The organism is Cedecea davisae DSM 4568 (assembly GCF_000412335.2).
Taxonomy (GTDB): Bacteria; Pseudomonadota; Gammaproteobacteria; order Enterobacterales; family Enterobacteriaceae; genus Cedecea; species Cedecea davisae.
In genome coordinates this window covers 936,937-958,489 of record NZ_KE161030.1, presented here as the reverse complement: position 1 = coordinate 958,489, position 21,553 = coordinate 936,937, and the positions used below count along the sequence as shown (strand labels likewise).

Genomic DNA, 21,553 nt, shown 5'->3' with positions numbered 1-21,553 from the left:
TTATCCCAATAAATTTTTAACCGTCGCCTGCTGCACATTCGCCTGCGCACTCAGCGCGCGGTTAAGCGAAGAAAAACCGCTGCCGCTGTTTCCCAGCACTTCTCCCAGCGCTCGCGCCGTTTCCTGTGCCTGCTGCGGGCTGTACGGCGTGGCCATCTCGTCGATACGGGAACGGACTCGCTCCTGCTGCATACGCAATTTGCCGCGCTGGCCGGTTATCTGTTCCAGCGCCTGCTGGAGTTTCAGCTGGCTTTCACGGCCGCCGTCCGGGCGGGCAACAAGCTGCTCCAGACCTTCCTGCTGCGCCATCTCTGGCCTCGCGGCCAGAACGGTAAATGAATCAGCCGGGAAATTATGCCCTTCCCCACGCACGCTAAGCTGCTGGCTCACCCGCTCCCAGCGCGACTCATCCACGCTGAAATTTAACTGCCCGTTTTTATCCTGGCTGGCGTGAATGCCCATCCGGCCAAGGCCAACGTTAAGATGGGTCAGCACTTTACGCGGCGAACCTTCTTCCGGCAGCGCTACCGCAGCCAGCTCTCGCTTCGCTCCGCCCAGCATAAACACCAGCGTTTCGCCCCCGGGAGAGCTAAGCACTTTTTCGCTACCGGGCAGAGTGAAATTCACCTGGCTCTGGCTCTGGAGCCGCACGTTGAACTGTCGGTCAACCGTGCCGCCGGAAAGCTGAGCGCGGCGGTTGAGTAGACGATCCAGCCCGGCGGCCTGCTCCTGGGCCTTGCCCTGGCCTGCGGCGTGACGCAGTTGCAGCAGCTGGGTTTCAGTGCTGGAAAGATAACTGTCCGCCTGCTGTACCGCGGTGAGCTGCTGGTTAAGCTGCACGTTATAGCGCAGAGGGCGGGTGGAAAGCAGAGCCGCTTCCGGGAACGGGTTACGCGCGGCGGGCGTTTCATCGACTTTACGTGACTTAACCGACTGCGGAGCATCGATACTGCCGCGACTTAACGCGGCTGCCGAAGAGGATGTTGTTGTAGCTAAACCAACCTGCATACTTACATCACGCTAAATAAAGAGAGCTTACTGATCATGCTGTAAGCCTGGTTGGAGATTTGCACTGAATTCATAAACAGCTTGAGGTTGACCGTCGCGGTCGCCGGGTCGCTATAAGAAAGATCGCGAACCACCTGATCGTTTGCCGCGCTGACGTCGGTATGCGCGTCGCTGAGCAAGGTCAGGCGATTCTGGCGGCCGCCCACATCGGTAAACAGCGCCGAAACGTTATCACGCGTGGCCGTGGTTGCGGTCAGCATATTGTCGATATCGCTCTGGTAGTCCGCCACCGGAATAGAAGGATCCTGCATCTTTTTCGCCAGATCTTTAAGCTTGTTCAGCATGTCCAGATCGTCACCACCGGAGGAAAATGCGCCAGCAACGTTGGTGTTTTCTTTGATGTTAACGCCGTTGGCCACCGTGGTTTCACGCGTGCCGTCGTTACCGGCAAAAACAAACTTCTGCGCCGCTTCGTCCCACTGCACCGGCTTGGTGCCGGTTTTAGTACCGGAAAAAAGATAGCTGCCGTTTTCATTCTGCGCGTTCATCGACGCCACCAGCGAGTCCAGCATCGAGTCCAGCTCCGCGCCGTAGCTCGCCATATCCTCCTGGCTATTGGTGCCGTTGGCCGCCGAAAGCAGTTTGTCGTTTAGCGCCAGCAGCTGGTCGTTCATCGCCTGGAGATGTGATTCCTGGCTTGCCAGCGTGCCGCTGATGCTGGTGATGTTATTCTGGTACTGACTAATCGCTGACTGCTCACGGTTTAACTGCACCAGACGGCTGGCCGCGACCGGATCGTCCGACGGCACGTTAATGCGTTTTTGCGTCGATAATTGCATCATTAATTTACTGATGCTCTCGCTGTTAGCGCCAAGCTGGTTCAGCATTTGCGAGGAGTTATAAAGGCTACTGATTCGCATAATTTTTTCTCCAAACCCTCGTTAGAACAGGTTAAGTAAGTCGCTGAAGATCTGATCGCCGGTGGCGATAACCTTCAGGTTGGCCTGATAAGACTGCATATAAATTTGCAGATTAATTGCCTCTTCATCCTCGTTGACCGCGCTCAGGTTATCGCGCTGGGTCTGCGCCTGATTGGCAACGGCAACCGCGGCTTCCTGCTCGGTTTTATTCTGGCGGCTGGCTATCCCGATGCGGGAAATAATGGCCGCCGCGCCTTCGTTAAGGCTCATATTGCCCAGGCCACCGATGTCGGTTTTGCTGTTTTTCAAATCGATCAGCAACTGCAAATTATCGCCGTTACCCGGCTCGCCCGCCGCCCCGGAGAGGGCAATTTCGTCCGGCTTCAGGTCGGTAACCTGCAACATGCCCGAACTGCTACTCGGGTCGAATACAAACAGCGGCTTGCCCGGGTTGCCGTTGAGATCAAAGCCCTGGGAGAGCTGGTTATTGAACAGATCGGCCACCGCTTCTGCCATGCCCTGAACCGCACTCTGCATATCTTTCAGAGTGGTAGTTTCGTAGTCATAAAGCGCACCTAGCTGGCCGCCCGCCGACGGGTTAAGGTTGAATTCGCTGGTGGAGAACTTCAGGCTCAGGGTGCTGTTGCCGTTAGCGTCAACGTCGGCCTTTAGCTCACCCGCCGTTCTCCCGCTAACCAGCGGCTGGCCGCCCTTCAGGGCCACGGTATAACTCCCGGAGCTGTCCTCGGTGATTTTTACATCCACCTGTTCGCTAAGCTTTTTCACCAGTTCGTCACGCTGGTCGCGCAGCACGCTGGTGTTGCCGCCGGTAGACTCCAGCTCGATGATTTTCTGGTTATAGCTGGCGATGCCGGAGCTGAGCGAGTTAATGCTGTCCACCGCGGCATTACGCTGGGTCGAGATAGAGTTTTTCTGGCTAGTGATAAAGTCATTCATGCTGTTAAAACGCTGGGCCAGGGAACCGGCCTGATTTAACAGCTGCTGGCGCAGCGCCGGGGATTCCGGCTGGGTAGTCAACGCGCTCAGGGCGCCGAAGAATTCATCCAGCCCGTTGCCGAGGCTGGTGGAGTCGGTGCCGATAACCTCTTCCAGCGCGCCAATATACTGCTGCCCGGCGGTGTAATAATTGGCTTTGGTATTGGTCTGCCAGACCTGATTGACCAGATACTGGTTAGAGATACGGCGAATACTGTCAACCTGCACGCCGTTTCCGGCGGAAAGCCCAACCTGCCCCATCGGCCCGATGGCGCTTTGCAGCAGGCCCTGGCGGCTGTAACCCGGCGTCAGCAGGTTAGCAATGTTCATCGAGGTAATGCTCATCCCCGTTTGTGCTGCCTGAATGCCGCTGTAGGCGATATTAATCATGCTCATTTTTTATTGCTCCTGGCCGCTACGCATTACGGGGATAACCGGGGGAGTCATTTCCTTCGGCTGCTGAACTAAAGCGGCACTTTTAGCGCTCTCCTTAACCCCGGCTGGCGTTAACTGAGCGATAATCATGTCGGCAATCCCGCTGCTGCGCTGCGAGGCCAGGTTTGAGGCCAGCTTGTCATCGTAGAAATCACGCATCATGCGCTGCTGTTTGCTGTTAAACGGGCTATCTTCCGCGGCCATCGCATCCGTCGCCTTGCGCATTTGCTGCATCATCGAACGCAGAAACATCGCTTCAAACTGCTCGGCGGCCTGCTCAATATTTTGCGGCTTTGCCTGAGCCGTAATGTCGCCCGGCAGCACGGTTTGCTGGCGGTTAATTGCGTTGATCATTGTTTTATCCCTTAAATCACAACCAGTTCGGCATCGAGCGCGCCCGCTTCATGCAGCGCCTGGAGAATCGCCATCGTGTCGTCCGGCGCGGCACCGAGGCTATTAATCGTGTTGACGATGCTGCGCAGGCTGGTTCCGGCCGGAATGGTCACCATCTGGCCACGGCCGCGGCTAACATTCACATCGCTGTCCGGGGTCACAACGGTGCGCCCCTGGCTGAAGGCACCCGGCTGGCTGACATTGCTGCTTTCACGAATCGTCACCGTCAGGTTGCCGTGGGAAACAGCCGCAGCCCGAACCACCACGCCGTCGCCAATTACAACCGTGCCGGTGCGGGCGTTAAACACCACGCGCGGAGGCTGCTTACCGGCGTTGATTTGTACATCTTCCAGCATCGACATAAACCTTACGCGCTCACCCGGATTCATCGGCGCACGCACCGCCACGTTGGTCGCGCTTTGCGCCACGGCGGTATTTGCGCCAAATGCGCTATTCAGCGCCACCGCTACGTTATTGGCGGTTTTAAAGCTGGGCCGCTTCAGGTTAAGCATCACCTGGCTGTTATCCTGAAAGTCCGTCGGAATTTCACGCTCGATGGAACCGCCGTTCGGCACACGCCCCACGGTTGGCGTGTTAATCGTCACGCTGGAGCCGCTGTTGCCTTCCGCCTTCACGCCGCCCACCACGACGTTCCCCTGGGCCAGGGCATAAACTTCCCCGTCGGCACCGCGAAGCTGGGTCAGCAGCAGCGTCCCGCCGCGCAGGCTCTTTGCGTCGCCAATAGAGGAAACGGTCACGTCAATTGACTGCCCGCGCGCGTAGCCGGGCGGCAGCGTGGCGCTAATGGCTACCGCCGCCACGTTTTTCACTTTCGGGTCAATTTTGGTCGGCAGCTGCACGCCAAACTGGCGCAGCATGTTGGTTATTGACTGGCTGGTGAATTTCACCTGATTTTTGTCGCCGGAGCCGTCAAGACCGACCACCAGGCTATAGCCCACCAGCTGATTGCCGCGCACACCCTGGATGTCCACGATGTTGCCCAGCGTTTCAGCCAGCAGGCTGCTGCTCCACAGGAGCGCGAGAAAAAATGCCACGTTACGCATTGTCAGCTCCGATTAAATTGGGAACAGCGGGTGGTTGAAGATACGCGTCAACCAGCCTGCTGCATTAGAGTCACTCAGCGCCCCGCGCCCCGCATACGAGATGCGGGCGTTGGCGATACGCTGGGAAGAAACGGAGTTATCGCGCTCAACGTCGTCGGCACGGACAAGCCCGGTCACGCGCATGTACTCATCGCCCTGGTTAAGGGTGAGCCACTTCTCGCCGCGCACCGCCAGAATGCCGTTCGGCAGCACTTTAAATACCGCGACGGTAATCGACCCGCGCAGGCTATTTTGCTGCTGGGAGCTGGCGTTGCCGTTAAAGTTGCGGTCGCCGTTAACCGAACCGCTTAGCTTATCAACCGATTGCCCAAAGGCTTCCGGCACGCCGATGGAGACATCGTTCTTCTTGCCGAAGTTGGTTCTCGCCTGCTTACTGGCCTGGGTAGACTCATCAAGACGTACGGTAAGAATATCCCCCACGCGATAGGCGCGGCGATCCTGAGTGAGCGACCAGTTATAGCCGCCGTTGTAGACGCCGCCGCCCTGCACTGCCGTTTCCGGCATGACGAAATCTTCCGGCGGCGCAAAGGCCGCATCGTCTTTATGCACCAGCAGCGCCGGGCTTTCACACCCGGCCAGCGCCAGCACCAGTAAACTGATAACACACTGCTTTTTCATGACTCTCTTCACTTCATTAACCCATCATCACATCGACTGGGTGACAAACTTCAGCATATCGTCGGCGGCAGAAACCATTTTGGCGTTCATTTCGTAGGCGCGCTGGACGGTTATCATGTCAACCATCTCCTCAACAACCTGCACGTTTGAACCCTCAAGCGACCCCTGCTCCAACTGGCCAAATGCCTCCTCACCGGGAACGCCCTCAACCGCTTCGCCGCTGGCAGCGGTTTCACGATAGAGGTTGCCACCAACGGCTTCCAGACCGGCTGGGTTAACGAAATTCACCAACGTAATTTGCCCCAGCTCAACCGGATCCGTTTCGCCGCCAACCTGCGCCATCACCGTGCCGTCTTTAGCAATCTGGATCTCTTTGGTGTTGGCCGGTAGCTCAATCTGCGGCACCAGCGGCAGACCGGCGGCGTTGGTAATCACGCCTTCCTGATTGCGCTGCAAATTGCCCGCGCGGGTGTAGGCAATTTCGCCGTCCGGGGTTTCAACCTGGAAGAAACCCTGCCCGGTGATTGCCACGTCAAGATCCTGCCCGGTGTTCTGGATGTTGCCGGTAGAGAACTCTTTCTGAGTCCCGATAATTTTTACGCCGGTGCCGAACTGAATACCGGTCGGCGCGGTGTTGTTCTGATCGAGCTGGCCGCCGGGCGTGCGCTGGTTCTGGTAAAACAAGTCCGAGAACATCACGCGGTCGCGCTTAAACCCGGAGGTATTCACGTTGGCGAGGTTGTTGGAAATTGCGCCCATTTTGGCGTCCTGCGCCGCCAGGCCGGTTTTACTCACCCATAAAGCTGGATTCATCGCTGGTTATCCTTGTAATCAACTGCCGCGCAGCAGGCGATTGCCCGCCGTGGCCAGGTCGTCCGCCGCTTTCATCATTTTGATCTGAGCTTCGAACTGTCGGTTCAGCGCAATGCTGGAAACCATCTCGTTAATGGCCGAAACGTTGGCCGTTTCCAGATGACCCGCCGTCACCATGACCTCTTCATTCCGGGGATTGGTCAGCGCATTGGTTACCAGAAACCCGGAACTGTTTTTCTGCAACTGTCCGGCGGGAATATCCACCAGCTTGAGCCGGTCAATATCCATCGGCACGGCAGGGCCGCCGTCGTCCGGCACGATGCTTATCACGCCATCGTCGGCAATGGAGATTTGTGAAAACGGCGGCAGGATGATGGGGCCGTTGTCCCCTTCAACCGGCAGGCCGTTAATCGTCAGATCGCCTTCCGGGCCAACGTCTATTTGCCCGTTGCGGGTATAAACCTCGCGGTTGCCGCTGGCCAGAGCTATCAGGCCGCTGCCGCGCAGGGCAACGTCAAGGTCACGCCCGGTCTGCTTTGCCGTTCCCGGCGTCATATCGATACCGCCGCTGGTCTGCTGAACCAGGAAACGAGAGTTATAACCCTCGCCCTGGATCTGCTGAGCCTGGGCGCTTTCCAGATCGCTACGAAAGCCCTGGGTATTGACGTTAGCCAGGTTGTTCGCGTGGATCTGCTGCTGAGACAGGCTACGGTTTGCGCCGCTGACCGCGGTGTAAATTAAGTGATCCATTACACGGCCTGGAACAGCGCGTTCATCATGCTGTCGTTGGTGCTGATAACTTTGGTATTGGCCTGATAATTACGCTGAGCGCTCATCAGCCCGACCAGTTCCGAAGTTAAATCAACGTTAGAAGCTTCCAGCGCGCCGGCTTTAATTGAGCCCAGCAGGCCGGTACCCGGCGCACCGGTCAACGGCGTGCCTGATGCTGCGGTCTGCGTCCAGGTCGTGCCATCCTGGGCGGCCAGGCCGTTAGGGTTAGCGAAGTTAGCCAGAATTAACTGCCCCTGAAGCATGCGCTCGCCGTTAGAGAAAGTGGCGTAAACCGAGCCATCTTCATCAATCTGCTGGCCGGTTTTCTCGCCGGATGCGTAGCCGCTGCCTTTATTCTTGCTCACGGAGAAGTCGGAGCCGTACTGCGTGGTGCCGTTATAGCTGAGATCGATGGACAGGCTCTGCGCCCCAGGAATATCCACCGTCAGATTCACGGTACCGTTCGGCGTTTTCAGCACGCCCTGATCGCTAAATTCAAGAGTCTGGGTTGCCGGGTTGCTCATCGGCTGGTCGTCCATGTAGTAATGAACTTCCCAGGTATTTTCGTCGGTTTTCACGAAATATTGGTTAATGGTGTGCTCGCGCCCCAGAGAGTCATAAACCTGCGTGGCGTAGGTGTTGTTGTAAGAGGTGTTATCTTTCGGGTCGAATACGTCGGTTTCCGGCTTCTCCGCGCGCGCGTCAAGGTTGGCGGTAAAGTCGAGGCTGTCGGTAGCCTTAGCCGGGATAGAACCGCTGCTGATAGATAAATTACCCACGCTACCCACCTGCAATACGCCGTTAGCATCTACCGGATAGCCCTGAAGGTTCATGCCGGAGCCGTTAACCAGGTTGCCGCTGCTGTCGGTGCCGAAGTAGCCCGCACGGGTATAGGCGGTAGTTCCGGCGCTGTCGCGCACGACGAAGAAACCGTTGCCGCCAATCGCCAGATCGAGGCCATTACCGGTGGCGGTTATCGAGCCGCCACGGGTAATGCTCTGGGTCACACCGCTAACGCCAACGCCAAGAGGCTGGCTCTGGGCATACAGCGCGGCAAACTCCGCGCGGCCGGATTTAAAACCAACGGTGCCGGAGTTGGCAATGTTGTTGGAGATAGCATTCAGCTGTTCAGTAATGGCGTTGAGGCCGGAGGTAGCAATACTAAAACTCATGTTATGTCTTCCTTATTAACTCTTTCTGCCCGCCGTTCACGCCTGTGAAGAAGGAGAAGATTTTCCAAATTGGGTGATGTGGTTGTAGGCGATTTCGCCCAGGCCGGAGATATTGAGCAGCGTAGGGCTGCCGTCGAGCGGGATGCGCACGTTATTAACGATGCCGCCAAGCTCAACCGGAACTTTGTCTTCCCCGGTGTCGGTCACAACGCTGACGGTATATTTCCCTTCGGAAAGCCCCAGCTCTTTAGGATCGATGGAGAAATCCACCTGCCCGGCTTCCTGCTTGCCCAGCTCGATTTTGTGCTCGGTTCCGGCGGAGTCTTTGACGATAACCGTCACCACGCCTGCGGCGTGATCCAGCGTCAAGCGTCCATCCACGTTGGTGGCACCGTCGGAGGTAAAGCTGTCGCTCTGCACCATCACTTTCTGTCCGACCAGATTGCCGGTGGTCAGCGTTTGCAGGTTATCCATCAGCACGGAACTGTTGGCCATCAGCTGCGACATGGTCTCCATCGACTGAACCTGAGTCAGCTGCGCCAGCTGGCTCACGTATTCTGTACCGTCGGTCGGATTGAGCGGGTCCTGGTTTTGGATCTGGGCAACCAGCAGTTGCATAAACAGGCTATTCATACCGGCAGCGCTGCCGTTGTTAGCCACGTTGCTGTCGCTGGCTGCATTAAAAGTACTGGCGTCGTTATTGACGTTCATAATTACACTTCTCCGAGCCGCAGCAGGCTTTGCTGCATGCTTTTAACGCTGTTAAGTACATCGACGTTGGTTTCAAAACTGCGCGAGGCCGACATCATGTCCGCCATCTCTTCCACCACGTTCACATCCGGGTAATAGACATAGCCCCGGTCATCGGCCATCGGGTGGTTTGGCTCGTAGCGCTGCACCGCGTTGCCGGTTTCGACCACATCCATAATTTGCACTCTGGCCCCGGTCAGCGCCCGGTTGCCCATCAGCTCGTCGTTCTGATAAACCGAAGCAAACACCGGGCGACGCGCCTTATAAACGCCCCCCTCGGTCGCCGACGGCGAGTCGGCGTTAGCCATGTTGCTGGCAATGGTGTTCAGGCGTACGGTCTGCGCCGTCATTGCCGAGCCTGAAACACGGTAGATATTGTTAAATGCCATCGTGTGTAGTTACCTGAGTTGGTTATTTCCCTTCGATTGCCTTTTTCAGGCCAACAAATTTCATATTCAAAAATGCCAGGCTTGACTGGTAGTCCTGGACGTTTTTCGAAAACTCAGCCTGCTCAACGTCGAGAGCAACGGTGTTGCCGTCGGAAGAGGGCTGATATGGCACGCGATATTTTTCCTGCGGCGAAGAGTCGAGAGAAAAACTCCACGCTGAACGTTGCATCTCCGCGGCAAAATCAATATCTTTAGCCTGGAAGTTTGGAGTGTCGACGTTAGCCAGGTTGGCGGATAGCAACTCTGCTCGGGAAAGTCGAAGTGCTACTGCCTGCGGATGAACACCCAATGCTTTGTCAAAAGAAATACTCACAACCCACATCCTCGTGATGAAATAACAACGGCAAAAAATCGCTAATACATCCTTTGTATAGCAATTACCGTGCCAGAGTTATAACATCATGAATATAAACAGTTTTACCAAACAACACAGCCGCAAAGGGAAACAAGATTTCCCCCTTACCTTCCGCCTGATGGCGCTGACGGGCGCGCTGCTACTCTCAACCCCCCTATACGCGGCAGAACAAGAAGCCGTGGTCGCCAAAGTTGCGCTTGAGCGCGGGCATGTGTTGACCCGAGCCGACCTGCAAATGCAAACCGTTCGAGCCTCCGGCTCCCGCTCCGCTTACCTCACTAAGCCCGCTGAAGCCGTCGGTATGACGCTAAAACGCCGCCTGCGTGCGGGCCAGCCAATCTCCCTCGCGCATCTGGACTCCCCGGTGCTGGTGGAGCGCGGCCAGCGCGTGCTGATGGTTGCCCACCAGGACGGGATTGAAGCCCAGACGCTCGGCGAAGCGATGAAAAAGGGGCGCAAAGGCGAAACCATTAAGGTGAAAAATGAAAGCAGCCAGCGCGTAGTCAGTGCCGTAGTGGCCGACGCGGGCGTTGTGCGTATGCTCAACACGGCGGGGCGATAATTTTTTACTTCGCGATTAAAGTTTTGCTCTCTGCGGGTCGCTTTAACCCGGTAAGGAAATGGGAAAGATGTTTTCCTCCCCGTGGATTCACCTTGCAGCCCAATAAAAACAGACCCATAGAGCAACCGGAGAACAGCGATGAAAGTTAACCCAACTCAGTACAGCCTGGCCGTAGCCACCCTAAATACCGGTGCGACCAGCCAGACTCAGCCGCAGGCTGACGAAGGCAATAGCGTTGAAAAAACCCGCCCGGTCGATCCGGTGCTGGGGGAAGCGCAAAACCAAATAGGCGCCATGCCGGAAGTTGATATGGCGCGCGTAGAAGCGATGAAAGAAGCCATCGGCGCGGGCAAAATCAGCATCAATCTGGATGAACTGACCGACGCGATGCAGAAATATTATCAGAGGTAGTTTATGAGTAACCCGGCCCAGGGCGTGAAGCAGCTAATTGAAGATATGATTGCCGATCGTAAGCATTACACCGAGCTGAATGCCCTGCTGGAGCAGCAACGCCAGCTTATTGTCGGCCGCCAGGCCGCCGAACTGGATGAACTTAATAGCAGACTCATTCAGACCTATCAGAGCCTCGCAGCCAGCAGCCAGCAGCGGTACTCCACGCTCGCTGCTCTTGGCGTTCCCGCTGGCCCTCAGGGAATTAAAGCCCTGTTCTCGCGCCTGCCAGAATCACACAAAAGCCGTGTTTTCGCCCTGTGGGAAGATTTAGAAACCCAGGCCACGCAGTGCAAGGCGACAAACGAAGGCAACGGATTACTGCTCGGCATGCAGCAGGAGATCCTCGAAAACCTGGTCAACAGCGGCGAGCCGGAAAACTGGCTTTATCAGCAGGTTTAATTCCGTTTCCTTCATCAGAGATAACAACCATGAAGTCCGTTCAGGCTGCGGCGCATCAGGCAAGCTGTAAAGTATGTCGGCACGCTGCTCCCCTACACGGCGTTTGCGATTTTAATAAAAATTGCGAGGAACGCCGGGGAATGCATTTGCCATTAAGCGGCATCCCCATCTGGTACAACCGCTGCGAACGCTGCGGCTTGTTGTTTACTACCGCTTTCGATGACTGGCAGGTTTCAGACTACCAGCAGGCTATTTATAACCAGGCCTACGAGAGGGTCGATCCGGATTATGTCTCACGGCGCGCCGAGCAGAATGCCGACATGATTGCCAGCATGCTGCCCGGAGAACGCGAAGTACGGCTGATGGATCACTGGTACATCGCCCCACGCAATGGCCATATTACTCTGCATACCCGCCGGTCTCTGGCTCACCTGTTTGCCGAACACGGCTATCAGGTCAACCACCTCAGTAACAGCTTACACCTGGCTAAACGTCACCATCATGAATGAAATTGCCCCTACGCCTGCCCCGGCACCGATTGGTTTTTATATGGAAACCGCTTTTCACTACCAGGTCTATCGCTCAATAATCACCGAGCTTCTGGACCGCGGTTTTTCTTGCCGATTGGTGATAAGCGACGGCATGCCCCCCGCTCTGCTGAAAGATATGCAGGAGTTATTGGGCAAAATCGATGAGCCACGCCTTGGCGCCTGTCTGCTGTCGAAATCCCTTACGGTTGGCACCCCTTTCAGTTGCCTTGTCAGCCCTTATTATGCGCCGGGAACGGATAGCCTCGCTCCGGTTCATATCCGCGCACTTTATGGTCTGGCAAAAGAGCAGTGGAACCACGCCTGGTGGAATGTGTTTTATTCCAAAATTCTCTGCTACAGCCACTACAGCCAGCAGGCGCTCAATATCAACGGCAACGCGGTAGCCGTCGGCAATCCTCGTTTTGACGCCTGGCACAACCAGCCGGACTCCCTTGAGGGCATTGAAGAGCTGAATCTGGATCCGCAAAAACCGACGCTGCTCTACGCTCCAACCTTTGGCTCATTGAGTTCAATTCCCCACTGGGCAAAGCAGCTCGAGCGCCTGGGCCACGACTTCAACATCATTACCAAATTGCACCATGGCACGCTGTGCCGCCCGGAAGAAGCCACCTCATTGGCGCTCGCCCGCCGCCATTTACGCAAGCGGGTTAAAGACCATCATCTGGCCTTCCCTGCATTGCGCGTGGCCGATTATGTTCTGACCGATAATAGCGGCTTTATCTTCGATGCCATTCACGCCGGTAAACGCACTATTTTACTGAGTTGGGACAATATGGAAGCCCTGCTGGAAGGCCAGCAAACCTTCTCAAGCCAGTGGAGCCCCGATCAGAAAATCCGCTCCCTGTTGCCGGTTGCGAAAAACATTGAACAGCTGCGCGAGACGCTGGCCGCCGAGGAAAAATGGCGCGCGCTGGAGAGCGAGCTGGAGCTTATTCGCTATCAATATTGCGATGCATGGCAGGACGGCAAGGCCGGTAAACGCGCGGCAAATGTGATAATTGAGGCCATAACCGCACCGGAACCGCCGGAACAAAATGCTCTGCTGCATAGCCTGCGCCAAAGGCTATTTGCCGGGAATGCGAGAGGATAAAACCATGAGTAACGAAATCATCCAGCGGCTGGCCAGCCTGTCCCAAAAGAATCGTAAAAAAAGACGGGTGCTGTTTTTCGGCCGCGAGGAGTTTAGCGACAATACTAAATACCTTTTCCTGCACGCTCTGGCGCAGGAAAAAGATTTCGAGGTTATCTGGTGCAGCACGCAGCCGGAGCTAATTAACAAGCTGCGTCAGCACGACCTTCCTTGCCATTTAATCAACAATGAAACCTCGCTGGAGTGCATTAATTTGTTTCTCAGCGCAGCGGTGGCGGTCTTCTCGGTCAACCCTTCTCAAAGCCTGAATGGCGATGAAGCGCTGTTCGCCAGCCTTCAGGGCGCCAGGCACATTCAGCTCTGGCATGGCGTTTCGGTAAAACATTTATTGCTCAAGCTGATGCCCCATATGGATGTGCTTTCCTATGACTTCCGTCGCCCGCTGGACTTCGCCTCCCGCGCGGACTGTGTGCTGAGCACCTCATCAAAGCTGGATGATTTCTTTAATGAATCTTTTGCCGCTCGCCGCATAATCCGCGCGGGCTATCCACGCAATGAAGTGCTGGTCCGTGAACCAAACAAACATGAAATGATCGGCAGCGAACTGCCGGAAGCGCTGCTACAGGCGCTGAAAAATAAAAGAAGGAAAAAGATCCTTTTTGCCCCCACCTGGCAGCGTGGGCACTCGAATCTCATCACTTCCTCGCCAGATTTTCTGATGAAGCTCATTCAGGCGGGCGATCGCCTCAACGCCGATATCTTTATAAAAAGCCACCCGATCTATGTTGAAGCAGGCGCTACTCGAGCCCTTTCACGGCAGGCTTTCTACATAAATCCTTGCACCGATCTGTATCCGTGGATGAGCCATTTTGATCTGCTGGTGACCGACTATTCGTCGATCATGTTTGATTTTCTGCTGACCGGAAACCCGGTAATGAAGTTGAAAATCGAACTGAATGATCACCGGAGCTTTGAGCCGGACTATTCGCTTATCCCGCCGTTAGATTTTGCCTATGATTTTACCGAAGAAACTTTTGCCTCTGCGATGCGTCAGGCATTGCTTAACGACACCATGCGCCTGGAGCGCCAGGCCATGTGCGATGAACTGTTCGAAACCGATGCGGATAAGGCCTGCGCCTCGCTGTTTAATTTACTCAGCCATGAAGTGGATGCATGCGTGGCGGGCGGACAACGTTTTACCGTAGAGCAATATTGAGAGTCCGCGGCTCCTTTCGTTTAAGGCGAAGGAGCCGCGCCTGTTAGCGATTCAACACAAAGCGTTCACCCGTAAGAAAACGAGTGATAGCCAGCCAGAACTCGGGGGCTGAGTACGCTTTCAGGCAGCTGTATTGCTGATTGTTGGGGCACCACTTCGCAAATTCGGCGCTATCAAGCTTAAAGCTATCTCCACCCGGCATCTGGCGGATAAACTCAGCATTCTGGATAAGCCCTCCGCACTGGCCAAAATGGCAGCCCACATCTACGCCCAGAGCATTCCAGCCCGGCTCACCGTTTCTGACAGGCAAGCGCCAGGCCGAAGGGATAAGAGAGTAAAGGGCGCAAATTGCAATTGATGTCATTCCGGCCAGCGCCACCGGCCCCGAGTCGCACGCCACCAGCAGCTGGCAGCGCCGCATCAGAGCGATGGTTTCCAGCACGGAAAATTGATTTATCGCGTCAATCACGCCCGGCAGCTCGAAGGCCATCATTTTTTTGTCGCGATGTTTATTGGTGTCGCTGCCAATCAACACCACCTTCCAGCCGCTGCTCAGAAATTCGTGAGCCAGACGGTGCCACTGTTCCAGGCTCCAGGAACGGTTCGGTGCGCCAATGTTCGGGTGCAGTAGTACGACTTTTTCTTCCTTTAATCGATGACGCTCAATAAACGCGTCAGCCTTTGACTGCGCGGCAGCGGGAACGGCAACAGACGGTTGTTTTTGCCACTCGCTAAAGCTGCCGGGGAAGTCCTGCAAAAAAGCATCCGTCATATGCTGCGGAGCGAGGAAATGCCCCCAGGATGAGAGCGTATGCAGCTTGCCGCGTTTTCGGGCTGCAAGAATTTCAACATTCTGTTCCGCCGTCAGGGCATGGATATCCCAAAAATCATCGACCGCCGGGGAGGCATTGATCAGGTCTGCATAAAGCCCGTTGGCGGCAAAAACAAACCTCTCCGTCATATTTTCCCGCAGCGCAGTAAGACAGCCCAGGGCATAAACCACATCGCCCATCGAGGCCGTGGAATAGAAGATGCGTTGGGGTGGGCGTGAGTCGGCAAAAGCGGCAACCTCACCAAGAAAAACTACCTTTTCCCGCGCCAGCATGCCGCACTTAACGGCAACTCTCGCCGCCGCGCATTCTCCCAACTCTTCCTCGTGGGAAGCCGCCAGAACCACTTCTCTGGCCTCAAGTTTTAGCAATACCGGGCTTAGCACTCCGGCCGCGATTTTTGGTGCTAATCCCAACAGTTTCAAAGCAGCTAACGGGAAGTTATCAGGTAAAAAAAGCACATTACGGCCGAGCACCGTGGTTATTTTCTGATGCTCAGAAACGTTTTTACCCCCATAAATTACCGGAGCATCCTGCGGCCTTGTTAGCCCGGCAAGCTGCGCAAGCCAACGTTTACCGTGTACTTCCCTGGTAGAGTTAAAAAGCGGTTCCCCGCCAACCACAGTAAGACAGTCAGGATGCTGCATAAGCTCTTGTAGCGTGAAATATAATCCGGCTGGCAGAGCAAAGATTCGCAGATATAAAACACTCTGTTTCTCGTCGAGCGGAGCCAGTTCACAACAGCTCAGCCCGCAGCGTTCCAGAGGAGAAAAATTATCAAGTGCATAGCCGCTGGGGTAATAAGTCACCTGAACGGCATCCGGCCAGGCGTAATTCAGCAGCAGGCTCCAGCCGTCGCGGGTAACCATCGTTTTTTCACCCTTCAGAGTAGCTCGCAGCGCTGAACCATAGCTTTTCAAAGCAGCTGCAAGCTCGCCTGAGGGCAAGGTTGCCATCTCGCTGCGTCCTGCCAGATCCGCGTAATCATCATCATAAATATTGAGGTGAACAACCGGAAGATGTGCGTTAAGCGTCTCAAGTAAAGGGAGTAATTCCCGACAGTTCCCTAACCCGCAGTGGATTTCCAGCAAACTGAGGTTACGCTCCGCCAGAAATGCGGCAAGCTTATCCATCATCGCCTGACAGCTATCGCCGCTGTACGGGTACACCGCAACGTTGTAAGCCTGCAAAACAGCGCTGTCTACCTGGCTATCCCTCACTAAAAAAACGGTAAAGTCGGCGGGATTAGCCAGGCCATGAACAAAATTGATTAGCTGATGCGAAAACGCTGCCTCACCGCCATCAAGAAATAGTTTAACTTTCACCGTCTCTCCCCGGACGCAAGCCAGCAGATTATAGAGATTTAACCACTTCAATTATCGACGTGGTAGAAATCGACGGTGTGCGCGGAAAGTAGACCACCCGGCACAAGGCACTGTAGCTATCGAAGCGCCCCTGCCAGTCATCGCCCATGACCAAAATACCGGCATGATATTGCTGAATGTATTGCGCTTTCAGCTCCAGCGATTCTTCAAGAAATACGCCATCCACGCACTTCAGCCCGGCGATAATTTGCATTCTGTCCTGCTCGCTGTAGACGGGTTTACGCCCCTTCTTTTGTTCGTTGAGTGCATCCGAGGAGATCCCCACCATCAACCGGTCCCCCAGCGCTCTGGCCCGGGTAAGAATGTTCAGATGGCCGGCGTGAAACACGTCAAAAGTACCGAAGGTGATAACCGTTGTCATAGCAAAGACAGCCCGCACAGCAGGCTGTAATCCGCACTGTTTTGCTCATCAACCTGCGCCGGGTTGGCTTTACGCCAGCTAAACCAGGCGCTGAACAGCGTGACCACATCCTGCTCCGTCAGGCTTTGATTATTGCCAAGCCAGATGGCGCTCAGCATCTTAATCTGGAAGAAGTCTTCCGCCAGAGCGAGGAAAGCCGCGCCGTAGTTTTCGCAGCCCACGCCCGGGAATACGTCATGGTAGAGTCGATAAATCAGCATATTGCGTAAAATATGCGGCTGCTCGCTGAACAAGGTATTCCCCTGCGTAGCGGACCGCAGCTCGGCCAGACGCTCGCTAAGGCGGCTGGCGGGCATAATGCCCAGCTCGCTCAACTTCAGCATCACGCTCATTTTTTCCGCCATCGGCAGGTTGAGGCTGAGCCGCATCGCCCCCATCGCCTTCAGGGTAGCGAGGACGTTTTCTTCAATCGGCGGCAGCAGTTGAAGCTGCTGCTCCAGAACGCCGTGCTCCGCCAGCTGGGCCAGTTGCTCGCCCATTGAGGCCAGCAGAGCCGGGTCATCACTTCCCTCTTCGACATATTGCCGCGCTTTGCTTAGCAGCACGCCGATGGCGTACAGACTGCCTTCCAGAGATAACGAAGGATGAATGGCCAGGTTGATGCACTGCTGATTTAGCGCCTCATCCCACGGCGAAAGCGCGGTCTCGCCCCGCACCCCATTCCGGGAAATATGCAGCACAAATGCCTGCGGGTTGAGCAGCAGCTCGCGGGCCACGCTTTCACAACCCGGCTCCAGGCTGTCGCGCTGCTGCGTGTTGAGGTAAACGTTGGCCTGCGGCCAGCCCTCCGCGCCGTTAGCGCAGGCCGGGCATGAACAAGCGTCGTTCAGGGCGTCAAAGCGGGTAACAAATTCGGGTTGATAACGTTCGATGATATCCATTTCTCTCTCCGGGGCGGCATCGGCCATCCCTTACTTAATTGTGTTTACGGAAGAACCAGTGGGTGCAGTCAACCGGCTTACCGCTTTGGCGGTCGCGCGTTTGCTGAATAAAGGCAAAGCTCGGGTAAAACCCGAGCCAGCAGTTATCCTGGAATAACGGCTGCCAGGCTTGGTCACGCGTTTGCGAAGCGTTGATTGCCTCGCGGTAGGCCGCCAGCAGCGCCGGGTAAAAATTGGCATTAACGCCATAGGCACAGCCGCACTCGGCGGCGCGAACCCGCACCACGCCCTGCAGCGAGTTCATCAGCCGCAGTTCGCTGTATTTTCCGCCCAGCATCAGCGCCTGCCAGTCGAGATGCGGCAGCTTGCTTAGCAAGGCGTTAACCTGCTGAACGGAGTTTTCTTTTTTCACAAAGTTGACCGTCGCATCCAGCAGCAGCACGTTGCCCCAGCCTTCCTGCTGTGCCCGCTCGAGTATTGCGCAGTGGGTTTGCAGTTCTGCAAGGTCGGCGTCCTCGTGCTGATGAAGCGCCACCGGAAACAGCTGGCTGGCGGAAAAACCAAAGTCCATCAAATCACGGCACTGCTGCTCCAGAGCCTGCTCCTGCTGCGGGGCGAAAATAACCGCCACCTTATCAAATACCGACCACAGCACCGACTGGTGAAGCGGCGCGCGGCTTAAACGCCGGTAATGCGCCAGCAGGTTTTGGTCTTTAACCAGGTCCTCAAGGCGTAGCTCCACCGGGATGCTGCTGCCCATAATGAAGTCTTTGTCGTAGGTATTACTGCTGTGGGAGATGCAGACAATGGCCTTCTGCGGGTCAATTTGAAGCACCGGCGTGGTGAAGTTATTGAGGAACGCCTGCTCTTCGCCAAGCGTTGCATCGTCCTGGTAGCGGTGTCTTTTCAGCAGATTTCGGTGCAGGCCGAAGCTTCCGTTCAGCGCATGCTGTTGCCCAAACGGATGCGTGAGATACATTTTGTCGAGGTGGCTGTACCAGACATAGATCTGATCGCAGCCGGAAAACAGCGCATTGTGGCCCAGCATTTCGCCAACCTGATGCGAGATTTTTTCCGGCGGGTAATAGTCGTCATCGTCAAAGCTGATGATGTATTCGCCGTTGGCCAGTTGATTAAGCATGTTGCGCTTTTTGCCCAGCGCCAGCCGCTCGGGGCTGTGAATGTAGCGAACATTTTGCTGAGCAGCGTCAACCATCATGTCAATCAGATCCTGATTACTCTGCTCCGAGTCATCGAGGATTATCAGCTCGCGCTTGTCCGCCGGATAGTCCTGGTACTGATAGATATAAAGCAGGTACGGCAGAAATTCGCGGCGGTTCCACGTCGGGCAGACTACGCTGACAAACGGCGTTTTTGATACGGCGGCCGCACGCTGGCGCTTTAGCAAATTATCCAGCAGCGTGGCTCGGTTAGCGGTTGGTTTCATAGATTAACTCTTAGCGGTGTGCCAGCCGCTGCCGCAGCCAGCATTGTGCGGAAACCGCATCGGTGGTTTTACGTTCGCGCCGCTCGGACTCCGCCCGGCGTTCGCTGCGCTTTGCTTCCAGCACCACTTCCAGGCTTTTTTCGCGCCGGGCTTCATTGAGCAGTGCGCCCTGTAGCTGCCTCGCTTCCAGGTCGGCCAGCGCCTGTTCCTGTTTTTGCCAGTCGATAACGCGCTGGATGGTGCGCTTGTAGCCGGAGTGATTAGTCATTTGCAAAGCGGATGTTCCCTCAGCCTGGGTCAGGCCAGCCGCAAGCGAGGTCAATGCGGTGATATTTTTTTCATAGCGCTGGCACAACTGCTGCTGGGCATTCAGCTTCGCGCCGGTCTCTTTCACCGCGCGGTTGCGCAGTATATGCAGCTGTTCAAGGGTGGTTATCAGTTTGCTCATCGCCGGTTATCCCGCCTGCGCCAGCAGGCATAAATCGCTGATAGAGTTGGCAAGCGGTGCCGCATCGTGCACCTCCTGCTGGAGAAACTGCGTAATCGCCGGGGAGAGTTTTACCGCCCGGTCGGCAAGCGGGTCTGCACCCGCCACGTAACCGCCCAGCGGCAGCAGCGGCTTAATGTTTTGATATTCGGCATACAGCTGCTTCAGCGTTCTGGCGGCAACCTGATGCTGGCGCTCGGTGACCTGGCTCATACAGCGGCTGATGGACTGCCCGACGTCGATGGCGGGGTAATGCCCCGCTTCGGCAAGGTGGCGCGACAGCACAATGTGGCCGTCCAGCACCGCACGGGCGCAGTCAACTATCGGATCCTGCTGGTCGTCGCCTTCGGCCAGCACGGTATAAATGGCGGTCATAGTGCCGCTCCCGGTGCTGTTCCCGGCGCTTTCTACCAGACGAGGGATCATGCCGAAGGCCGAAGGCGGGTAGCCTTTGGTTGCGGGAGGTTCCCCCAGGGAGAGGGCGATTTCGCGCTGGGCCATGGCGTAGCGGGTCAGCGAGTCCACCAGCAGCAGGACATCTTTACCTTTATCGCGGTAGTAACTGGCGATGGTGTGGCACAGTTCGGTGGCTTTAATGCGCATCAGCGGCGACTCGTCCGCCGGCGCGGCAACGATCACCGACTTCGCCAGCCCTTCAGCCTGGAGCGAGTTCTCAATAAACTCTTTCACTTCACGGCCACGTTCGCCGATAAGCCCGACCACCACCACTTCGGCCTGGGTGTAACGGGTTATCATCCCCAGCAGCACGCTTTTGCCCACGCCGCTGCCTGCCATCAGGCCCACTCGCTGGCCTTTGCCGATGGTCAGCAGGCCGTTAATGGTGCGCACGCCCACGTCCAGCGGCTGCTCCACGCCCTGGCGCGTCAGCGGGTGAACCTGGGGTAAATGCAGCGGCAGCGGGGTGTCGCCCGTCAGTTTACCTTTGTTATCCAGCGGCTCGCCGAGGCCGTTCACCACGCGCCCGAGCCAGCGGTCGCCAATCATCACGCCTTCCTGCTTGTCCGCCGGGAACACCCGCGCCCCGGCAATCAGCCCGGTGGGGTGTTTAAACGGCATCAGCCAGGTGACGTCGCGGTCAAAACCGACGACCTGGGCGTCCATAAACTCGCCTTCGGCGCTTTCGACACGGCATAGCTGCCCCACGGCAAGGCGGCAGCCAACGCATTCAAGCAGAATGCCGTTAACACGCACCAGCCGCCCCGCCACGCGGGCAAGGTTGATGTTTTCAATGGAGCGCAGCGCCTGCTCGAAGTCCTGATTACTCATCCTGAGCTTCCGGCAGCAGGTTATCTTTCAGCACGTCCATGCACTGCTCGAGGCGATGCTGGCAGCCAATGTCCATTTCGCTGGTGTCGGTAACGACTTTGCACTCTCCGGCTTCAAGTTCCGGGTCGGCGCACAGCCCCCACTGGCGAGCTTTTTCCGGTTCGGCTTCGCTAATGCGCTGGTATTCGTCATTGTTGAGCAGGACGCGGATTTGATCCGGGATCTGCGGCAGGCCGTTGAGAGCCTCTTCCACCAGGGTCATCATCTGCGTAGGGTGCAGCGCCAGCTCGCAGCGGATCACCTGCCGGGTGACTTTCTCCACCAGCTGTAGCAGCTCTTCACGGCGACGCTGTTCATAAGCCCCCAGATACTGGCGCAATTCTCCCACCAGGCCATCCAGCGGTTCGGCGGCGTCGAGGAACAGCTGGCGAGCCTGCTGCTTGCCCTCTTCCATCCCTTTGCGCATGCCCTCTTCAAAGCCGAGGCGCGCCCCTTCCTGGTAGCCTTCTTCCTTGCCCTCTTCCATTCCCTGGGCAAAACCCCGGTTCAGGCCGTCCTGGAAGCCCTGCATTAACTGCTGCTGGTACTCTTCGGGGTTAAGGGTCTGGCCTGACTGCTCAAGGCTTGCCTGCTGCCAGCTCTTACGCAGCGGCGGGAATTTATGCAGCCGGGGTTTAACCACCGCCTGGCGCCGCGAAGTTAGCCTGTCGAGCGTTGCCGATCGGGTCTGTTTAAACATG

24 protein-coding genes and 1 pseudogene are annotated in these 21,553 nt (G+C 56.4%); 6 read left to right on the top strand and 19 right to left on the bottom strand.

The annotated features are described in order from the left end of the window. From HMPREF0201_RS04525 to flgB, 12 genes and pseudogenes are all read right to left on the bottom strand, one after another. Positions 1 to 1,008: a hypothetical protein gene (locus HMPREF0201_RS04525; protein WP_016535304.1), complete on the bottom strand. Its 1,008-nt coding sequence runs from the start codon at positions 1,006 to 1,008 to the stop codon at positions 1 to 3. Positions 1,009 to 1,010: 2 nt separating this feature from the next. Next, positions 1,011 to 1,928, bottom strand: a complete 918-nt coding sequence (gene flgL / locus HMPREF0201_RS04520; protein WP_071704075.1) for a flagellar hook-associated protein FlgL — start codon at positions 1,926 to 1,928, stop codon at positions 1,011 to 1,013. Between the two features lie 21 nt (positions 1,929 to 1,949). Further along, the gene (flgK, locus tag HMPREF0201_RS04515) at positions 1,950 to 3,320 is read right to left on the bottom strand and encodes a flagellar hook-associated protein FlgK (protein WP_016535302.1); all 1,371 of its coding nucleotides are present in this window, start codon (positions 3,318 to 3,320) and stop codon (positions 1,950 to 1,952) included. 111 nt (positions 3,321 to 3,431) lie between these two features. Beyond that, positions 3,432 to 3,713: pseudogene (locus HMPREF0201_RS04510) on the bottom strand (rod-binding protein); the annotation flags it as partial. Positions 3,714 to 3,724: 11 nt separating this feature from the next. Continuing rightward, the gene (locus HMPREF0201_RS04505; RefSeq protein ID WP_016535300.1) at positions 3,725 to 4,816 is read right to left on the bottom strand and encodes a flagellar basal body P-ring protein FlgI; all 1,092 of its coding nucleotides are present in this window, start codon (positions 4,814 to 4,816) and stop codon (positions 3,725 to 3,727) included. Positions 4,817 to 4,828: 12 nt separating this feature from the next. Continuing rightward, positions 4,829 to 5,494, bottom strand: a complete 666-nt coding sequence (gene flgH, locus HMPREF0201_RS04500; RefSeq protein ID WP_016535299.1) for a flagellar basal body L-ring protein FlgH — start codon at positions 5,492 to 5,494, stop codon at positions 4,829 to 4,831. Between the two features lie 27 nt (positions 5,495 to 5,521). Further along, positions 5,522 to 6,307 (bottom strand): flagellar basal-body rod protein FlgG, encoded by a 786-nt coding sequence (flgG, locus tag HMPREF0201_RS04495; protein ID WP_016535298.1) that lies wholly within the window; start codon positions 6,305 to 6,307, stop codon positions 5,522 to 5,524. 18 nt (positions 6,308 to 6,325) lie between these two features. Next, positions 6,326 to 7,057, bottom strand: coding sequence for a flagellar basal body rod protein FlgF (locus tag HMPREF0201_RS04490; protein ID WP_016535297.1), 732 nt, complete (start codon positions 7,055 to 7,057; stop codon positions 6,326 to 6,328). Then, entirely contained in the window at positions 7,057 to 8,250 is a 1,194-nt protein-coding gene (gene flgE, locus HMPREF0201_RS04485; RefSeq protein WP_016535296.1) for a flagellar hook protein FlgE, read from the bottom strand. The genes HMPREF0201_RS04490 and flgE overlap by 1 nt, the downstream gene beginning before the upstream one ends. 36 nt (positions 8,251 to 8,286) lie before the next feature. Further along, entirely contained in the window at positions 8,287 to 8,961 is a 675-nt protein-coding gene (gene flgD / locus HMPREF0201_RS04480) for a flagellar hook assembly protein FlgD (protein ID WP_016535295.1), read from the bottom strand. A 2-nt stretch (positions 8,962 to 8,963) separates the two neighbouring features. After that, entirely contained in the window at positions 8,964 to 9,389 is a 426-nt protein-coding gene (flgC, locus tag HMPREF0201_RS04475; protein WP_016535294.1) for a flagellar basal body rod protein FlgC, read from the bottom strand. Between the two features lie 22 nt (positions 9,390 to 9,411). Then, on the bottom strand, positions 9,412 to 9,762 hold the full coding sequence (gene flgB / locus HMPREF0201_RS04470) for a flagellar basal body rod protein FlgB (RefSeq protein WP_039897984.1): 351 nt from the start codon (positions 9,760 to 9,762) through the stop codon (positions 9,412 to 9,414). Between the two features lie 88 nt (positions 9,763 to 9,850). On the opposite strand from flgB, the gene flgA reads away from it, so the two are divergent. The 6 genes from flgA to HMPREF0201_RS04440 all read left to right on the top strand — a co-directional run bounded on the left by flgA (position 9,851) and on the right by HMPREF0201_RS04440 (position 14,075). Further along, a complete protein-coding gene (flgA, locus tag HMPREF0201_RS04465) occupies positions 9,851 to 10,366 on the top strand; it encodes a flagellar basal body P-ring formation chaperone FlgA (protein WP_016535292.1) in 516 nt (171 codons plus the stop codon). Positions 10,367 to 10,504: 138 nt separating this feature from the next. Then, complete coding sequence (gene flgM, locus HMPREF0201_RS04460; RefSeq protein ID WP_016535291.1) at positions 10,505 to 10,777, top strand: flagellar biosynthesis anti-sigma factor FlgM; 273 nt, start codon at positions 10,505 to 10,507, stop codon at positions 10,775 to 10,777. 3 nt (positions 10,778 to 10,780) lie between these two features. Then, complete coding sequence (flgN, locus tag HMPREF0201_RS04455; protein ID WP_016535290.1) at positions 10,781 to 11,218, top strand: flagellar protein FlgN; 438 nt, start codon at positions 10,781 to 10,783, stop codon at positions 11,216 to 11,218. A 140-nt stretch (positions 11,219 to 11,358) separates the two neighbouring features. Next, positions 11,359 to 11,727, top strand: a complete 369-nt coding sequence (locus HMPREF0201_RS04450) for a class I SAM-dependent methyltransferase (protein ID WP_016535289.1) — start codon at positions 11,359 to 11,361, stop codon at positions 11,725 to 11,727. After that, positions 11,720 to 12,859: a CDP-glycerol glycerophosphotransferase family protein gene (locus HMPREF0201_RS04445; RefSeq protein WP_016535288.1), complete on the top strand. Its 1,140-nt coding sequence runs from the start codon at positions 11,720 to 11,722 to the stop codon at positions 12,857 to 12,859. Before HMPREF0201_RS04450 ends, HMPREF0201_RS04445 begins: the two co-directional genes overlap by 8 nt. A 4-nt stretch (positions 12,860 to 12,863) precedes the next feature. After that, entirely contained in the window at positions 12,864 to 14,075 is a 1,212-nt protein-coding gene (locus tag HMPREF0201_RS04440) for a CDP-glycerol glycerophosphotransferase family protein (RefSeq protein ID WP_055696347.1), read from the top strand. Positions 14,076 to 14,118: 43 nt separating this feature from the next. On the opposite strand, the gene HMPREF0201_RS04435 is transcribed toward HMPREF0201_RS04440, so the two are convergent. Genes HMPREF0201_RS04435 through fliH form a run of 7 tightly spaced genes read right to left on the bottom strand, consistent with a single transcriptional unit; the run spans position 14,119 to position 21,552 of the window. Then, a complete protein-coding gene (locus HMPREF0201_RS04435; RefSeq protein WP_016535286.1) occupies positions 14,119 to 16,230 on the bottom strand; it encodes a glycosyltransferase family 9 protein in 2,112 nt (703 codons plus the stop codon). Between the two features lie 28 nt (positions 16,231 to 16,258). Further along, entirely contained in the window at positions 16,259 to 16,651 is a 393-nt protein-coding gene (locus tag HMPREF0201_RS04430) for an FAD synthase family protein (RefSeq protein WP_016535285.1), read from the bottom strand. Continuing rightward, positions 16,648 to 17,592, bottom strand: a complete 945-nt coding sequence (locus tag HMPREF0201_RS04425; protein WP_055696346.1) for a hypothetical protein — start codon at positions 17,590 to 17,592, stop codon at positions 16,648 to 16,650. Before HMPREF0201_RS04425 ends, HMPREF0201_RS04430 begins: the two co-directional genes overlap by 4 nt. A 34-nt stretch (positions 17,593 to 17,626) precedes the next feature. Next, positions 17,627 to 19,039, bottom strand: a complete 1,413-nt coding sequence (locus HMPREF0201_RS04420) for a glycosyltransferase family 2 protein (RefSeq protein WP_016535283.1) — start codon at positions 19,037 to 19,039, stop codon at positions 17,627 to 17,629. Between the two features lie 10 nt (positions 19,040 to 19,049). After that, a complete protein-coding gene (gene fliJ, locus HMPREF0201_RS04415) occupies positions 19,050 to 19,487 on the bottom strand; it encodes a flagellar export protein FliJ (RefSeq protein WP_016535282.1) in 438 nt (145 codons plus the stop codon). Between the two features lie 6 nt (positions 19,488 to 19,493). After that, the gene (gene fliI / locus HMPREF0201_RS04410) at positions 19,494 to 20,813 is read right to left on the bottom strand and encodes a flagellar protein export ATPase FliI (RefSeq protein WP_016535281.1); all 1,320 of its coding nucleotides are present in this window, start codon (positions 20,811 to 20,813) and stop codon (positions 19,494 to 19,496) included. Beyond that, on the bottom strand, positions 20,806 to 21,552 hold the full coding sequence (gene fliH / locus HMPREF0201_RS04405) for a flagellar assembly protein FliH (RefSeq protein ID WP_016535280.1): 747 nt from the start codon (positions 21,550 to 21,552) through the stop codon (positions 20,806 to 20,808). The genes fliI and fliH overlap by 8 nt, the downstream gene beginning before the upstream one ends. Position 21,553 lies beyond the last annotated feature (1 nt).

Excerpts from the sequence above, each read along its gene's own strand:
- flgD (WP_016535295.1), bottom strand. The coding sequence starts at position 8,961 with ATGAACGTCAATAACGACGCCAGTACTTTTAATGCAGCCAGCGACAGC.
- HMPREF0201_RS04450 (WP_016535289.1), top strand. The coding sequence starts at position 11,359 with ATGCATTTGCCATTAAGCGGCATCCCCATCTGGTACAACCGCTGCGAA.
- HMPREF0201_RS04525 (WP_016535304.1), bottom strand. The coding sequence starts at position 1,008 with ATGCAGGTTGGTTTAGCTACAACAACATCCTCTTCGGCAGCCGCGTTA.
- HMPREF0201_RS04430 (WP_016535285.1), bottom strand. The coding sequence starts at position 16,651 with ATGACAACGGTTATCACCTTCGGTACTTTTGACGTGTTTCACGCCGGC.
- HMPREF0201_RS04505 (WP_016535300.1), bottom strand. The coding sequence starts at position 4,816 with ATGCGTAACGTGGCATTTTTTCTCGCGCTCCTGTGGAGCAGCAGCCTG.
- flgM (WP_016535291.1), top strand. The coding sequence starts at position 10,505 with ATGAAAGTTAACCCAACTCAGTACAGCCTGGCCGTAGCCACCCTAAAT.
- flgA (WP_016535292.1), top strand. The coding sequence starts at position 9,851 with ATGAATATAAACAGTTTTACCAAACAACACAGCCGCAAAGGGAAACAA.
- fliI (WP_016535281.1), bottom strand. The coding sequence starts at position 20,813 with ATGAGTAATCAGGACTTCGAGCAGGCGCTGCGCTCCATTGAAAACATC.
- flgG (WP_016535298.1), bottom strand. The coding sequence starts at position 6,307 with ATGAATCCAGCTTTATGGGTGAGTAAAACCGGCCTGGCGGCGCAGGAC.
- HMPREF0201_RS04445 (WP_016535288.1), top strand. The coding sequence starts at position 11,720 with ATGAATGAAATTGCCCCTACGCCTGCCCCGGCACCGATTGGTTTTTAT.
- flgE (WP_016535296.1), bottom strand. The coding sequence starts at position 8,250 with ATGAGTTTTAGTATTGCTACCTCCGGCCTCAACGCCATTACTGAACAG.
- flgC (WP_016535294.1), bottom strand. The coding sequence starts at position 9,389 with ATGGCATTTAACAATATCTACCGTGTTTCAGGCTCGGCAATGACGGCG.
- flgK (WP_016535302.1), bottom strand. The coding sequence starts at position 3,320 with ATGAGCATGATTAATATCGCCTACAGCGGCATTCAGGCAGCACAAACG.
- flgN (WP_016535290.1), top strand. The coding sequence starts at position 10,781 with ATGAGTAACCCGGCCCAGGGCGTGAAGCAGCTAATTGAAGATATGATT.
- fliH (WP_016535280.1), bottom strand. The coding sequence starts at position 21,552 with ATGTTTAAACAGACCCGATCGGCAACGCTCGACAGGCTAACTTCGCGG.
- HMPREF0201_RS04440 (WP_055696347.1), top strand. The coding sequence starts at position 12,864 with ATGAGTAACGAAATCATCCAGCGGCTGGCCAGCCTGTCCCAAAAGAAT.
- flgH (WP_016535299.1), bottom strand. The coding sequence starts at position 5,494 with ATGAAAAAGCAGTGTGTTATCAGTTTACTGGTGCTGGCGCTGGCCGGG.
- flgL (WP_071704075.1), bottom strand. The coding sequence starts at position 1,928 with ATGCGAATCAGTAGCCTTTATAACTCCTCGCAAATGCTGAACCAGCTT.
- fliJ (WP_016535282.1), bottom strand. The coding sequence starts at position 19,487 with ATGAGCAAACTGATAACCACCCTTGAACAGCTGCATATACTGCGCAAC.
- HMPREF0201_RS04420 (WP_016535283.1), bottom strand. The coding sequence starts at position 19,039 with ATGAAACCAACCGCTAACCGAGCCACGCTGCTGGATAATTTGCTAAAG.
- HMPREF0201_RS04425 (WP_055696346.1), bottom strand. The coding sequence starts at position 17,592 with ATGGATATCATCGAACGTTATCAACCCGAATTTGTTACCCGCTTTGAC.
- HMPREF0201_RS04490 (WP_016535297.1), bottom strand. The coding sequence starts at position 7,057 with ATGGATCACTTAATTTACACCGCGGTCAGCGGCGCAAACCGTAGCCTG.